The sequence below is a fragment of the Streptomyces sp. NPDC046349 genome (assembly GCF_055587885.1).
Genome location: NZ_JBVJFK010000006.1, coordinates 153,806 through 167,768, shown reverse-complemented (window position 1 = coordinate 167,768; position 13,963 = coordinate 153,806). Strand labels below are relative to the sequence as shown.

At 72.9% G+C, this 13,963-nt stretch carries 13 protein-coding genes; 6 read left to right on the top strand and 7 right to left on the bottom strand.

All coding sequences use genetic code 11. The annotated features are described in order from the left end of the window. Window positions 1–87 precede the first annotated feature (87 nt). Window positions 88–870 (top strand): LppU/SCO3897 family protein, encoded by a 783-nt coding sequence (locus ACZ6JS_RS16100; RefSeq protein ID WP_469298369.1) that lies wholly within the window; start codon window positions 88–90, stop codon window positions 868–870. Between the two features lie 51 nt (window positions 871–921). Here ACZ6JS_RS16100 and ACZ6JS_RS16095 read toward each other — a convergent pair whose 3' ends face one another. Continuing rightward, window positions 922–2,550 carry a FadD3 family acyl-CoA ligase gene (locus tag ACZ6JS_RS16095; protein WP_469298367.1) on the bottom strand — a complete coding sequence of 543 codons (1,629 nt, stop codon included), beginning with the start codon at window positions 2,548–2,550 and terminating at the stop codon, window positions 922–924. Between the two features lie 96 nt (window positions 2,551–2,646). Here ACZ6JS_RS16095 and ACZ6JS_RS16090 point away from each other — a divergent pair, with 96 nt between their 5' ends. From ACZ6JS_RS16090 to ACZ6JS_RS16080, 3 genes are read left to right on the top strand one after another with little or no spacing between them, the layout of a single operon-like run. Then, complete coding sequence (locus tag ACZ6JS_RS16090) at window positions 2,647–3,798, top strand: lipid-transfer protein (RefSeq protein WP_469298365.1); 1,152 nt, start codon at window positions 2,647–2,649, stop codon at window positions 3,796–3,798. Window positions 3,799–3,805: 7 nt separating this feature from the next. Beyond that, a complete protein-coding gene (locus ACZ6JS_RS16085; RefSeq protein ID WP_469298363.1) occupies window positions 3,806–4,270 on the top strand; it encodes a Zn-ribbon domain-containing OB-fold protein in 465 nt (154 codons plus the stop codon). Next, window positions 4,267–5,043, top strand: coding sequence for an enoyl-CoA hydratase/isomerase family protein (locus tag ACZ6JS_RS16080; RefSeq protein WP_469298362.1), 777 nt, complete (start codon window positions 4,267–4,269; stop codon window positions 5,041–5,043). The genes ACZ6JS_RS16085 and ACZ6JS_RS16080 overlap by 4 nt, the downstream gene beginning before the upstream one ends. Window positions 5,044–5,126: 83 nt before the next feature. On the opposite strand, the gene ACZ6JS_RS16075 is transcribed toward ACZ6JS_RS16080, so the two are convergent. The 3 genes from ACZ6JS_RS16075 to ACZ6JS_RS16065 all read right to left on the bottom strand — a co-directional run bounded on the left by ACZ6JS_RS16075 (window position 5,127) and on the right by ACZ6JS_RS16065 (window position 9,084). Beyond that, complete coding sequence (locus ACZ6JS_RS16075) at window positions 5,127–5,621, bottom strand: peptidylprolyl isomerase (protein ID WP_469298360.1); 495 nt, start codon at window positions 5,619–5,621, stop codon at window positions 5,127–5,129. Between the two features lie 66 nt (window positions 5,622–5,687). Further along, window positions 5,688–8,096, bottom strand: a complete 2,409-nt coding sequence (afsK, locus tag ACZ6JS_RS16070) for a protein serine/threonine kinase AfsK (protein ID WP_469298358.1) — start codon at window positions 8,094–8,096, stop codon at window positions 5,688–5,690. A 193-nt stretch (window positions 8,097–8,289) separates the two neighbouring features. Continuing rightward, on the bottom strand, window positions 8,290–9,084 hold the full coding sequence (locus ACZ6JS_RS16065; protein WP_469298356.1) for a VOC family protein: 795 nt from the start codon (window positions 9,082–9,084) through the stop codon (window positions 8,290–8,292). A gap of 286 nt (window positions 9,085–9,370) precedes the next feature. Here ACZ6JS_RS16065 and ACZ6JS_RS16060 point away from each other — a divergent pair, with 286 nt between their 5' ends. Further along, complete coding sequence (locus ACZ6JS_RS16060; RefSeq protein WP_469298355.1) at window positions 9,371–10,018, top strand: TetR family transcriptional regulator; 648 nt, start codon at window positions 9,371–9,373, stop codon at window positions 10,016–10,018. 71 nt (window positions 10,019–10,089) lie between these two features. Here ACZ6JS_RS16060 and ACZ6JS_RS16055 read toward each other — a convergent pair whose 3' ends face one another. Further along, entirely contained in the window at window positions 10,090–10,572 is a 483-nt protein-coding gene (locus ACZ6JS_RS16055) for a nitroreductase family deazaflavin-dependent oxidoreductase (protein ID WP_469298353.1), read from the bottom strand. Then, window positions 10,572–11,834 carry an acyl-CoA dehydrogenase family protein gene (locus tag ACZ6JS_RS16050; protein ID WP_469298352.1) on the bottom strand — a complete coding sequence of 421 codons (1,263 nt, stop codon included), beginning with the start codon at window positions 11,832–11,834 and terminating at the stop codon, window positions 10,572–10,574. Before ACZ6JS_RS16050 ends, ACZ6JS_RS16055 begins: the two co-directional genes overlap by 1 nt. A gap of 293 nt (window positions 11,835–12,127) precedes the next feature. Between ACZ6JS_RS16050 and ACZ6JS_RS16045 the strand changes: the two genes are divergently transcribed. Next, window positions 12,128–13,321: a thiolase C-terminal domain-containing protein gene (locus ACZ6JS_RS16045; RefSeq protein ID WP_469298350.1), complete on the top strand. Its 1,194-nt coding sequence runs from the start codon at window positions 12,128–12,130 to the stop codon at window positions 13,319–13,321. A gap of 280 nt (window positions 13,322–13,601) precedes the next feature. Here the strand turns inward: ACZ6JS_RS16045 and ACZ6JS_RS16040 are convergent, their stop codons facing one another. Further along, window positions 13,602–13,808, bottom strand: a complete 207-nt coding sequence (locus ACZ6JS_RS16040; RefSeq protein WP_469298348.1) for a DUF4287 domain-containing protein — start codon at window positions 13,806–13,808, stop codon at window positions 13,602–13,604. Window positions 13,809–13,963: the final 155 nt, after the last annotated feature.

Here is a 13,963-nt window from a genome sequence, read left to right as displayed (position 1 = left end):
ACGGCTGCGTCACCATCAGGACACAGGGCACAATCCGTGAGGAACCGTCAGGCAGCCTGCGCACCACCTCACTCCTTGGAGCAGCCGGTGTCGTCACAGGAAATGCTCATCACGATCACTCCGGAGCAGGCCGCCCACGGTGTGATCCTCCCCGTCGAGCTGCCGTCCGGCCCGGTCCGCCTGCGGATACCGCCCTGTCGGCACGGCGACCTCGTCAAGGTCCGTGCCGGCGCCGAGGAGGTACTGCTGCGCATCCACGTGTCCGGGGCGGGCGCCGCGTGGATCGCCGGGGCCGGCGGCATCACTCCCCCGCCGACGGCGGGCGCGCAGCAGCCCGTCCCGGCTCCGCAGACGGGCGGCGGGCGCGGCTGCCTGGTGGGGCTCGGCGTCGCCGCGCTGCTGGTCATCGGCTTCTTCGTACTCAGCGGCGGCGACGGCGCCGACGACTCGAAGTCCACCGCCGACGCGACGCCCGCCTGGTCGTCCTCGTGGACCCCCTCCCCCACCCCGTCACCCCGGACGTCGGCCCCCGAGGCCGCGGCCACCACGCCGTACAGCGCCGAGCCCAGCCCGGAGCCCAGCCCGGAGCCCAGCCCCGAGCCCAGCCCGTTCGACCGCGGCACCTGCCTGAACGGGCAGCTGCCGGACTCGACGACGCCCCGCAGTGTCAGCGGTGTGGAGGAGGTGCCCTGCTCGGCGTCCGACGCTCACTACCGGGTGATCGAGAGCATCCCCGGCACGTCGGACCTCGACAGCTGCAACGACAACCCGAAGACCCAGTACGCCTTCTCCTACCGTTACATGCGCGGCTCGATCGTCCTCAACCAGTACGTGTACTGCCTGATCGGCATGGGCTCCTACGCCCGCTGACCCCTGGATGTGCCGCGCGGCACCACGCGATCGGATCACCGTCACGCAGGCTCAGCAGCGTGCGCGGAGTTCGCGTTTGAGGACTTTGCCGCTCGCGTTGCGCGGCAGCTCGGTGACGAACTCCACCGCGCGCGGGACCTTGTAGTTGGCCATCTCCCGCCGGGACCAGGCGATCAGATCGTCCGCGGTGAGGGTGGAGCCGGGGCGGCGGACGGCGTAGGCCTTGCCGACCTCGCCCAGCCGGGGGTCGGGGATGCCGACGACCGCGACGTCCGCGATGTCCGGGTGCAGACCGAGGAGTTGCTCTATCTCGGCCGGGTAGGCGTTGAAGCCGCCGACGATGAACATGTCCTTGATCCGGTCGGTGACGCGCAGGTTCCCGCCCGCGTCCAGCACGCCCACGTCGCCGGTGTGCAGCCAGCCCTCCGGGGTGATCGCCGCGGCGGTTTCGCCGGGGTCCTCGAAGTACCCCTGCATGACGTTGTAGCCGCGGACCGCGATCTCGCCGGCCCGCCCGGCCGGCAGGGGCCGCCCGGCGCCGTCCAGGACCGCGACCTCCGTGTCCGGGATGGCCCGGCCCGAGGTGGCGGAGACGACCTCGGCGGGGTCGCCGCGGCGGCACATGGTGACGATGCCGCCGGCCTCGGAGAGCCCGTAGGCGGTCAGGACGGTGGCGATGTGCAGTTCTTCGCGCAGGCGCTCGACGAGTCGGAGCGGGACCACGGCCGCGCCGGTGACGACCAGCCGCAGGGCGGAGAGGTCGTGGTGGCCGCGCTGCGGGTGGTCCAGGAGGGACTGGTGCAGGGTGGGCGGCCCGGGCAGTACGGAGATCCGCTCCGCGGCGATGTTGGCGAGGACGGTGTCCACGTTGAAGACGGACTGCGGGACCATCGTGGCCCCCCGCATCAGGCAGGCGATGATCCCGGCCTTGTAGCCGAAGGTGTGGAAGAAGGGGTTCACGATCAGGTAGCGGTCGCCCTCGCGCAGTCCGGCGAGCCCGCTCCACACGTCGTAGCAGCGCAGGGACTGCGCATGGGTGATGACCGCACCCTTGGGGCTGCCAGTGGTGCCGGAGGTGAAGATGATGTCGCAGGGGGCGTCGGGGCTGATGGCTTCGGCACGCTCGCGGACCGCCTCCGCCGTGACCCGGTCCCCGCCCGCCAGGAAGTCCTTCCAGGTGCGGAAGGTGTCGGGGGCGTCCTCGGCGAGCACGACGACCTGTTCCAGGTGCGGCAGTCCGGGCAGGGGCCCGCGACCGGGGCCCTCGGCGGCGGCCCGGCGCAGGGAGGCGACGTAGGAGGTGCCGAGGAAGGTGCCGGTGACGAAGAGCAGGCGGGCCCGGCTGCGCTGCAGGACGTACGCCGCTTCCGCTCCCTTGAAACGGGTGTTGAGGGGGACGAGGACGGCGCCCGCCGAGACGGCGCCGAGCGCGGAGACGATCCAGTCCAGGGTGTTGGGCGCCCAGAGGGCGACCCGGTCGCCGGGCTCCACCCCGGCGGCGAGGCAGGCCGCCGCGGCGCGTTCGACGCGGTCCCCGAGCTGCGCGTAACTGATCCGGACGCGCCCGTCGACCACGGCCTCGAGGTCGCCGTACCGTGCCGATGCCGCCCGCACGAGTCCCGCGATGGTTCCCCAGCGCAGGTCTCCGCGCGCGTCCTCGTGCAGCCCGTCGTCGCCCATGCGTGTCACCCTCCCGCGAACCCAGTAGCTGACTATCCGTCAGATTAGCTGTAGCCTTCGCGGCTGTCAGTACTGGCGCACTCCCCGGAGGTGGCGATGGCGGCAACGCTCAAGGACGCTACGGCGATAGTCGGCATCGGCCAGACCGCCTTTGCCAAGCGTCTGCCGCAGTCCGAGAAGGAACTGGCCTGCCGGGCGATCCTGGCCGCCCTCGCCGACGCCGGCATCGATCCCGGTGAGGTCGACGCCTTCTCCTCCTACACCATGGAGGAGACCGACGAGGTCGAGGTCGCCAAGGCCATCGGCGCAGGCGACGTCACCTTCTTCTCCAAGATCGGCTACGGCGGCGGCGGTTCCTGCGCCACCGTCGGCCACCTCGCCGCCGCCGTCGCCACCGGCCAGGCCACCGTCGGCGTCGCCTGGCGCTCCCGCAAACGCGGCTCCGGCCCCCGCCCCTGGAAGAACACCGCCGTCCAGCTGCCCACCCCGGGCCAGTGGACCCGGCCCTTCGGCCTGCTCCGCCCCGCCGACGAGATCGGGATGCTGGCCCGCCGCTACATGCACGAGTACGGCGCCACCCGCGACCACCTCTTCAACGTGGCCATGGCCTGCCGCAACCGGGCCAACGAGAACCCCGCCGCGATGATGTACGAACGCCCGCTGACCCGCGAGATGTACATGACTTCCCGCATGATCAGCGACCCGCTCTGCCTCTTCGACAACTGCCTGGAGACCGACGGCGCCCTGGCCTGCGTGATCGTCTCCGCCGAACGGGCCCGCGACTGCCGCCACAAGCCCGTCTACGTCCACTCCGCCGCCCAGGGCCTGCCGTCCCAGCACCACGGCATGGTCAACTACTGGAACGACGACCCCCTGTCCGGGCCCGCCTGGACCGCCGCCCGCCACCTGTGGAAGCAGGCCGACTTCGGCCCCCAGGACGTGGATGTCGCCCAGATCTACGACGCCTTCACCCCGCTCATCCCGCTCTCCCTGGAGGGCTACGGCTTCTGCGGCCGCGGCGAGGGAGCCGCCTTCACCGAGGGCGGCGCCCTGGAACTGGGCGGTCGGCTCCCCGTCAACACCGGCGGCGGCGGCCTGTCCGAGGCGTACGTGCACGGCTTCAACCTGATCAACGAAGGCGTCAAACAACTGCGCGGCGTCTCCACCGCCCAGGTGCCGGACGCCACGACGTGCCTGGTGACGGCGGGCGAAGGCGTCCCGACGTCCGCGATCCTGCTGAGGAGCTGACCGACCGATGACCACCGCACCCGAAGCCGCCGCGTCCGCGGACGCCCTGCTCCTGCCCGTCCCGGACGAGGACGGCGCCCCCTTCTGGGAGTACGCCGCCCGCGGCGAACTGCGCGTCCAGGCCTGCAGCGCGTGCGGCAGACTGCGCTTCCCGCCCCGCCCCTGCTGCCCGCACTGCCGGTCCTTCGACAGCGAGTGGCGCCGCATGAGCGGCCGCGGCCGCATCTGGTCCTACGTCCGGCCGCACCCGCCGCTGCTGCCCGCCTACGCCGCGCAGGCCCCGTACAACGTGATCCTCGTCGAGCTCGCCGACGCCCCGCACATCCGGCTCGCCGGGAACCTGGTGGCCTCCGCCGACGCCCCCCTCGACTCCATGGACCCGGCCCGGCTGCGCATCGGCGCGCGGGTCCACGTGGCCTTCACCGAGACGGGCGGGATGACCGTGCCGCGCTGGATCCTGGAGAAGCCGTGACCCTGCGGGTGGAGCGGGACAAGGCGACCGGGGTCGCCGTGGTCACCCTGGACCGGGAACACCGGCACAACGCCGTCGACCTGGCCACCGCCGCCGAACTGGGCGAGGCGTGGCGCGAGCTCCGGTTCGCCGAGGAAGTACGGGCGGTCGTGCTGACCGGCGCCGGAACGGCAGCCTTCTGCACCGGCATCGACCGCGGCGTCGAGGTGCCGCAGCCCGCCTCCCCCTACTCCGCCGACGACCCGCTGATCGCGATCGGCCCGAAGTCCTGCGACCTGTGGAAGCCCGTGATCGCCGCCGTCAACGGCATGGCCTGCGGAGGAGCCTTCTACCTGCTGGGCGAGTCGGAGTTCCTCATCGCCTCCGAAACGGCCACCTTCTTCGACCCGCACACCGCCTACGGGATGGTCAGCGCCTACGAGGCCGTGTACATGGCGCAGCGCATGCCTTTCGGCGAGGCCGCCCGGATGTCCTTGATGGGCACGGCCGAACGGCTCTCCGCGCGCCGCGCCCATGAGATCGGCCTGGTGTCGGAACTGGCTGAGCCGGACGGGCTGCTCCCGGCGGCCCTGCGGGCGGCGCAGATCCTGGCAGGCTTCCCGACGGAGGCCGTACAGGGCACCGTACGGGCCCTGTGGTCGGCGAAGCAGGCCGTGCTCCAGCAGGCCCTCGCACAGGCGCCGGCCCTGATCGCCCTGGGAAACCTGCCGCCGCAACGGCAGGCGGAACTCTTCGCGAACCGCCGCACGGCACCCGGGCCCCGCCTGCGCTGACCCGCCCGTCGGCCCCGACAAGCGGCGGCGGCCCCGGCCCCCGAGCGGGGGCGGGGCCGACCGGCCGTGCAGGCGGGTGGGGATCAGGCTTCGACGACGCCGGAGGCCGCGATCTCGATCTTGCCCTTGGGGGCGCCGGACTGGGAGCCCAGGGCCTCGATCTGGTCGACGAGCTGCTGGCCCTCGACGACCTCGCCGAAGACGACGTGCTTGCCGTCGAGCCACGGCGTGACGACCGTGGTGATGAAGAACTGCGAGCCGTTGGTGTTGCGGCCGGCGTTCGCCATCGACAGCAGGTACGGGCGGTCGTGCTTCAGGTTGAAGTTCTCGTCCTCGAACTTCTCGCCGTAGATGGACTTGCCGCCCGTGCCGTTGTGGTTGGTGAAGTCACCGCCCTGCAGCATGAACTGCGGGATGACGCGGTGGAAGCCCGAGCCGGCGTAGCCGTAGCCGTTCTGGCCGGTGGCCAGCTCACGGAAGTTGCGCGCCGTCTTCGGTACGACGTCGTCGTACAGCTTGAAGACGATGCGGCCGGCGGGGGCGCCGTTGATGTTGATGTCGAAGTAGACGTTGCTCATGGGGTCCATCCTGTCACTCCCGGTGCGGTGCGCTACCCGGCGGGGCCGGACCCGGCCCCTGTCGGGTCACCCGCTCGTACGGGTGCCCGTGCCCTTGGCCGCGTCCAGGGCGTACACGCAGCGGTCCTTGCTGCACGCGTACACCACGCCCGCCTCCGCGACCGGGGCGCCCGTGATCTCGCCGCCGGTGGCCAGCTTCCAGCGGAGCTGACCGCCCGCCGCGTCCAGGGTGTACAGGCAGTGGTCGGCCGAGCCGAAGTGCACCCGGCCGTCCGCGACCGCCGGCAGGCCCGTGATCTCGCCGCCCGCCGCGAACCGCCACTTGGGGGTGCCGGTGACCGCGTCGAGCGTGTAGAGGGCGCTGCCCGCCCCCAGGTGGACGTTGCCGCCCACCACCAGCACCGGGTCGGAGGACTGCCGCGCCTCCGTCGCGATCCGCCAGCGGTCCTGGCCGGTGGCCGCGTCGAGGGCGTAGACGGTGCCCAGGTAGTCGGCGAGGTAGACCCCGCCGCCCGTGACGGCCGCGCCCGGCGCGAAGGCCGGCGGTGCCAGGAAGACCGCGGGGGCCTCGAAGTGCCAGCGGACCCGGCCCGACGCCCGGTCCACCGACAGCACCCGGGTGCCGGCCGCGACGTACACGTTGCCGTCCGGGGCGGGCGTGACCCGGACGGGCACGTTCCCGCAGGAGCCGGCGTCGCCGACGGGGTACGACCAGGACTCGCGGCCGCTGCGTGCGTCCAGGGCGCGCAGCCGCGCGTCCTGCCACACGTACACCGTGCCCTCGTGGAGGACGGGCGCCGCCTCCGGGGTCTCGAAGTCGCTCTGCGCGCCCGTCAGCTCCCACAGCTTCTGGCCGCTGGACGCCTCCCAGGCCTGTACGCCGCCGCCGCGGGTGGCGGTGACGACCGTGCCGCGCTCGGCGCGCAGCGCGTACACCCAGGCGTCGGTGGACAGCCGCCACCGCTCGGAGCCGTCGGAGGCGTCGAGTGCGTACAGGGAAGGCCCGTCGGAGGCGTGGATCCGGCCGTCGGCGACCGCCATGGACCAGGCGACGTCGCGGGTCTTGAACTGGCGGCGGCCGCTGGCCACGTCCAGCGCGTGGACCTCGAAGGAGGTCACGTACAGCAGGTTGCCCGCCACGGCCGGGGTGCCCCAGACCTCGTTCGACATGCGGAAGCGCCAGGGACGCCAGCGACCGCTGTCCGGGGCCGCGCCGGGGCCCGGTACGGACGGGGTGGCCGGCCCGGTGGCATGGGCCGGAGCGGACCCGTCGGGCGGGCGTACCCAGCCGGTCGCCGAGTCCGCCGCGGGGGTGTGCGCCGCGGACGCCGCGGCCGTCGCGAACGGGCCGGGGCCGATCGGCACCGGCGAGCCGCCCAGGCGTACGGGCTCGCCCGACGGCACCGGGGACCGCGGCGGGTGGTGCGGGCGCTGCGGCACGGCCTGGCCGGTGCGCGGGTCCACCCAGCCCTCGGCGCCGCGCGGACGGCGGTGCGTGGACTGCTCGGACACCGGACCGCGGGCTCCGCCGCCGCCACGGCCGTCGCGGACGGGCGCGGGCACCGCCGCGGCCGGCGTACGGTTCCCCGCCCGCCGGGCCTCGATCATCGCGACGGCCCGCGCCGGCAGCCATGCCGAGGCGGTACCGCTGTCGTCGCCGCCGTCGAAGAGGTGCGGGGCCAGCTGCGCCTGCAGGTCGGCCGGGGTGGGCCGCAGCGAGGCGTCCATCTGCATGCAGGACTCGATCAGCGGCCGCAGCTCCTCCGGGAGCCCCTCCAGGTTCGGCCCTTCGCGCAGCAGCATGAAGACCGTCTCCACCGGGTTCGCCCCGTGGTACGGCGGATGCCCGGTCGCGGCGAAGACCAGCGTGGAGCCGAGCGAGAAGACGTCGCTGGCGCCCTTGACGCTGCGCGAGTCCTTCGCCTGCTCGGGCGACATGTAGGCGGGGGTGCCCACGGCGACGTTCGTCATGGTCAGGCGGGTGTTGGAGACACCGCTCGCGATACCGAAGTCGATCACGCGCGGGCCGTCCTCGACCACGAGCACGTTCGACGGCTTCAGGTCGCGGTGGACGAGCCCGGCGCCGTGGATGGACTGCAGGGCCTCGGCGATGCCTGCGGCGAGCCACCGTACGGCCTGGGCGGGCATGGGCCCGCACTCGTTGACGATCTCCTCCAGGGAGGGCGCCGGGACGTACGCGGTGGCCAGCCACGGCACGGCGGCACGCGGGTCGGCGTCGACCACGGCGGCGGTGTAGAAGCCGGACACGGCACGCGCCGCCTCCACCTCGCGGGTGAAGCGGACGCGGAAGAGCTGGTCCTCGGCGAGCTCGGTGCGCACCGTCTTGATCGCGACTCGCCGTCCGGACGCGGACCGCGCGAGATAGACCAGCCCCATGCCGCCGGCGCCGAGCCGTCCCAGCACCTCGAAGGGGCCGATCCGTCTCGGGTCGTGCTGCGTCAGCTGCTCCACCACTCGCCTCCACACCTCCCCGTACGGGCCACCCACCGGGCCCGCTCCCACCGGCACGGGGCCATGCCCCGTGCAGCGTCTCACTCCGGGGCGCAGCCCCGGTCGCGCAACCCGATTCTGTCAGGCCCGGGCCGGGTCCGGCCCCGGCACGGCGGGCAGCGCGGTGTGATCTGCCCGGCGATCCGTCCACGGCGCCCTAGGCGTCCGCCCCGGTGCGGGGTTCCGACAGGAGCCCGAAGACCGCCCCCTGATTGTCCGCGACCACCGCGATGCGCCCGTAGGGGGTGTCGAAGGGGTCCGCGGTGACCCGGCCGCCGAGCTGCTGCACGGTCGCCACCGACCGGTCGCAGTCGGGAACGGCGAAGTAGACGAGGAAGTGCGCCGGCATGATCTCCGGGAAGGCGTCGGTGATCAGGCTGCGGCCCAGGACGGCGGTGTCGGTGCCGGGCGCCTTGCCGGGCGGCGACCAGATGCGGTATTCGACGCCGGCGTCGTCCTGGTCCTGCGGGACGTAGCCGAAGACCTTCGCGTAGAAGACGTCCACGGCGTCGCGGGCCCTGGTGTAGACCTCGCTCCAGCAGTACGTGAACGGCTCCTGCTGGGCCTCGAAGCCGTGGTGGGTGCCGGGCTGCCACAGCCCGAAGACGGCCCCGCCCGGATCGGCGGCCATCGCGGCCGTGCCGTACGGGCCGACCGGCATCGGGTCCATCACCATCTGGCCTCCGGCGGCGCGGATCCGCTGGGCGCAGGCGTAGGCGTCGTTGGTGTAGAGGTAGACGCCCCATACCGTGGGCATCCGGCCGTCGGGCTTGGGGGCGAGGGCGGCGACGTTGCGGCCCCGGCTGTAGGCCTGCGTGTAGTGGCCGTACTGTGCGCCCGCGCTGTCCGCGAAGGTCCACCCGAAGAGCTCGCCGTAGAAACGCTTGCCCGCCTCGACGTCCGGAAGCGAGGCGTCCACCCAGCAGGGTGCGCCTTCCACGAATGCGGCCATGGGCCCGGTTCCTTCCGTTCTGCGAGGGTGTGTACCCTCCCACCTCTCCCAGCCATGATCCGCCCGAAAACTTGTCCACAGCCTGTTGATAAGACTATTCGGGGGAAAGCTCGCGGAACGGGGCGACACGCCCGGACCGTGACTACGGGGCGACTACGGGGCGCATCCGGCCGGAAATCCCCCTCCGCGACCGTCCGGGACGGCCTCCCGCCCAGGCCAGGGACCCAGTAACCCCATTTGCAGGCGGCCGAATAGCGCGCCGATCACCCCTCGGTAAGCTGACGGCATGACAGGACAAGTACGCACCGTCGACGGGCGTGTCGCCGGCCGGCGCGGCCAGGCGACGCGGCAGAAGCTGCTCGACTGCCTCAGCGAGATGCTCAGCTCCTCGCCGTACCGCGACGTCAAGGTGATCGACGTCGCCCGCAAGGCCGGTACCTCCCCCGCGACCTTCTACCAGTACTTCCCGGACGTCGAGGGCGCCGTCCTGGAGATCGCCGAGCAAATGGCCACCGAGGGCGCAGAGTTGACGTCCCTCGTCGAGGGACGGACCTGGGTGGGCAAGTCCGGGTGGTCAGCCGCCGAGGAACTCGTCGACGGCTTCCTGGAGTTCTGGCGTCGCAACGACGCGATCCTGCGCGTGGTCGACCTCGGTGCGGCCGAGGGCGACAAGCGGTTCTACAAGATCCGCATGAAGATCCTGAATTCGGTCACCAACTCCCTCACGGAATCGGTGAAGGAGCTCCAGGCCAAGGGCAAGGTCGACAAGGACGTCAGCCCCGCCGCGATGGCCGGTTCCCTGGTCGCGATGCTGGCCGCGGTCGCCTCGCACCAGAAGGGCTTCCAGACCTGGGGCGTCAAGCAGGCGGAGCTCAAGCCGAACCTGGCCCTGCTCGTCCACCTCGGCATCACGGGCAAGAAGCCGACCAGGTAACGGCGGACCCGCTCCGGGTCCGCCACCCCCGGCCGGCTCCGTGCCGGCGCCACACCACGATCCGCCCCGGATCAGCGACGCTCCAGGCGGAACAGCCTGATCTCGCGCTCGATGCGCGCCTGGTACGTCGCGTACGGCGGCCAGAACCCCAACACCGCCTGCCACACCGCCGCGCGCTCCTCACCCGCCAGCAGCCGGGCCCGTACGGCTACGTCCTCACCCTGCCAACTCACTTCTGCATCAGGATTCTTGAGCAGGTTCCCGGTCCATGCCGGGTGCCCGGGGCGGCCGAAGTTGGACCCGATCAGGATCCAGCTCGTCCCGCCGTCCTCCGGCATGCAGGCGAGCGGCGTGGTGCGCGGTTCACCGGTCCGGGCGCCCTTGGCGGTGAGGATCACGCCCGGCAGCATCTGCGCGCTCAGCATGACCTTGCCGCGGGTGAGCTTGTGCACCGCCTTGTCCACGGCAGGGATGAAGTGCGGTGCGATCTTGGCAAAGAGCATGGTCGAGGAGACCTTCTGCATCAGCTTGACGCCGGGAGCCACGCGAGCCATCAGACGGCCACCTTCTCTTGGGCGGGCGGGGACGCGGCGGCAGCCGCGGCAGCGGAAACGGGTGCGGGCAAGGCCGCCGCTGCGGGCGCGAACAGGCCCGCACGGTCTGCGGCGTGCGCCCGCAGCCGGTGCACCGGGCCGAACAGCAGCTCGTCGGAGGCCGCCCGCTTGAAGTACAGGTGCGCGTCGTGCTCCCAGGTGAAGCCGATGCCGCCGTGCAGCTGGATCGCCTCCCCCGCCGCCGTACGCAGCGCCTCCAGGGCCTGGGCGAGCGCGAGGCCGCCCTGGGCCGGGTCCCACGCGGCGTAGTAGGCCGCGGAGCGGGCCGCCTGCACCTGCACGTACAGGTCGGCCAGCCGGTGCTTGACCGCCTGGAAGGAACCGATCGCCCGGCCGAACTGCTCGCGCCGGCACACGTACTCCACGGTGCGCGCGAGCACCTGGCCGGCCGCCCCGACCGCCTCGGCGGCGAGCACGGCGGAAGCGCTGCGGCCAGTGGCGGCGAGGGCCCCGAGCACGTCCGCCCCCTCACCTGCCCCACCCCGCCGCCCGAGCAACTCCGCTGGCACGTCCCGCAGTTGGACTCGGGCCTGCGGGCGGGTCTCGTCGAGCACGGCCTGCCGGGACCGTACGAGGCCGGGCGCGCCCTCCCGTACGAGGAACAGCAGCGTGCGGCTGCGCGCGAAGCCGCCGGCGTGCGCGGCGACCAGCAGGAGCGGGGCGCTGTGGCCGTCGAGCACCTGGGCGGCCTCCCCGTACAGCCGCCAGCCGCCGCCGGCGCCGTCGGCGCGGGCCTGGACCCCGCCGGCCCGCCCGCCGCCGGACCACTGGCCCGCGGCGTCCTCGCCGGTCAGCGCGAGGGCGGTGGCCAGCGCCGGGCCGGGGACGGCGAGGGCGGCGGTCAGCCCGCCCGACGCCAGCAGCGGGAGCAGCGCGGAGCGCTGGGCGTCGGTGCCGAGGGCGGTGATCAGGGGCACGCACAGCGCGGCGGTGGCCAGCAGAGGCGAAGGCAGCAGCACCCGCCCGGCCTCCTCGCAGGCCAGCGCCAGATCGGCGGGACCGCAGCCGACCCCGCCGTACTCCTCGGCGACGGCGATGCCCGGCAGCCCGAGCTGCCGGGAGAGCTGCTGCCACAGCTCACGGTCGTACCCGTCGGCGGTACGGACCGCGGCCTTGACCTCGTCGGGGCCGCAGCGCTTGCCCAGGATCTCGCGCAGGGTGCGCCGTATCTCGTCCTGCTCCGCGGTGAAGGCGGCATCCATCGTCGGGCTCCTCCCGAGGGCACCTCCCAGCGGCAGCCGGGGGCGTTTCTGACGGGCCGTCATGTTAGGGCGGCGGACGACAGATGCACAGGGGCCGACGGGGGCGGGTTGCCGGAGGCGGACAGGAGGGGGCCGGAGGTTCGGGGAGCGGAGGCTGGACTCAGGCCGGCAGCCTCGCCCGGCAGCGGGTCCTGCCATCAGGGCCTGACGATCGGGCCGGGGGTCCGGCCCGGCGCCGGGGAGTCGGCGTCGGAGCCTGGTATCTGACGATACGTCAGATGTACCGTCCTTGCATGCCTGGACTCACACCTGGAAGCACCACACGCCCCCGCCGGCGGGTCGCGGTGGTCGGCGTCGCCCTCTCGGACTGCGGCCGGGTGGACGGCCCCACCCCCTACGCCCTGCACGCACAGGCCGCCCGACGCGCCCTGGCCGACTCAGGCCTCGGCCGTTCCGTCATCGACGGCTTCGCCTCGGCCGGCCTCGGCACGCTCGCCCCGGTCGAGGTGGCCGAGTACCTCGGCCTGCGTCCCACCTGGGTCGACTCCACCTCCGTGGGCGGCTCGACCTGGGAGGTCATGGCCGCACACGCGGCGGACGCGATCGCCGCCGGACACGCCAATGCCGTCCTGCTGGTCTACGGCTCCACGGCCCGCGCCGACATCAAGGCCCGGCGCCGCACGTCGAACCTGTCCTTCGGGGCGCGGGGACCGCTGCAGTTCGAGGTCCCCTACGGCCACACGCTGATCTCCAAGTACGCCATGGCCGCCCGCCGCCACATGCACCAGTACGGAACGACCCTGGAACAGCTCGCCTCGGTCGCCGTACAGGCCCGGGCCAACGCGGCGACCAACCCCGACGCGATGTACCGCGCCCCGATCACCGTCGAGGACGTCCTGTCCGGCGAGATGATCGCCGACCCCTTCACGAAGCTGCACTGCTGCATCCGCTCGGACGGCGGCTGCGCGGTGCTCCTGGCAGCGGAGGACCACGTACCCGACACCGCGAAGACGCCCGTGTGGATCCTGGGGGCGGGCACCTCCGTCTCCCACACCACCATGTCGGAGTGGGAGGACTTCACCGTCTCCCCCGCGGCCGTTTCGGGCCGCATCGCATTCGAGCAGGCGGGCCTCACCCCCGCGGACGTCGACGTCGCGGAGATCTACGACGCTTTCACCTACATGACGCTGGTGACCTTGGAAGACCTCGGGTTCTGCCCGAAGGGCGAGGGCGGGGCCTTCGTGGAGAAGGGCCGCCTGCTGCGCGACGGGGAACTCCCGGTCAACACGGACGGAGGCGGCCTGTCGGCCTGCCACCCGGGCATGCGCGGCCTGTTCCTGCTGGTCGAGGCGGTCCGCCAGCTGCGCGGCGAGGCAGGGGCGGGCCAGGTCACCAAACCCGGCGGCCGCCTCCCGGAGGTAGCCCTCACGTCGGGCACGGGCGGCTGGTTCTGCTCCTCGGGGACGATCCTGCTCGGTCGGGGGTAGGGCAGGGGTAGGGAAGGGAAAAGGGGAAGGATCGGGCTCGGGATCGGGGCAGGAGGAGCGACGGGGCGACTCCGGGGACAGGGTCCACGCGGAGCGGTATCAGGGATGTGCCGGGGGTTCCCCGTCCGTCCCATCGTCTCTCCGCCCGAATCCCGCCCCCGAAGCCACCCCGCGCCTTCACACCCCACCCCCGCCTCCCGCTCCCGCCTCGCCGGACCCCCGTCCACCCCGCGCGGCACCCCGCCCCGCCGGAACCCCGACACGGCGGCCGTCGGCGCGTCTACTCGGCCTCCGCCAGCGTGTAGGCCACGAGGGCGTTGGCGTGGCCGTGGCCCAGGCCGTGTTCCGTCTTGAGCCAGGCGACGAGTTCCATGTGCTTGGTCAGCGGCGAGGACTTGATGAGGTCCCTCCACTCGGCGATCGGTCGGCCGTACTTCTTCTCGATCGACGGGAAGTAGCTGGCGGGGCCCTTCACGGCGTCGGCCATGGCATGTCTCCTTGGTTGCGGTGTCGTCGTAGGTATGACCGGCGACGGAAGGAAAACCGAGCGGCCGATGCGTGTGGCCTGCGCCACACCGATGTCCCGGCGGTGTGTACCCGCGGTGCCGGGGCGGTGCTCGCCACCGGCGGGGCGAGGGTGCG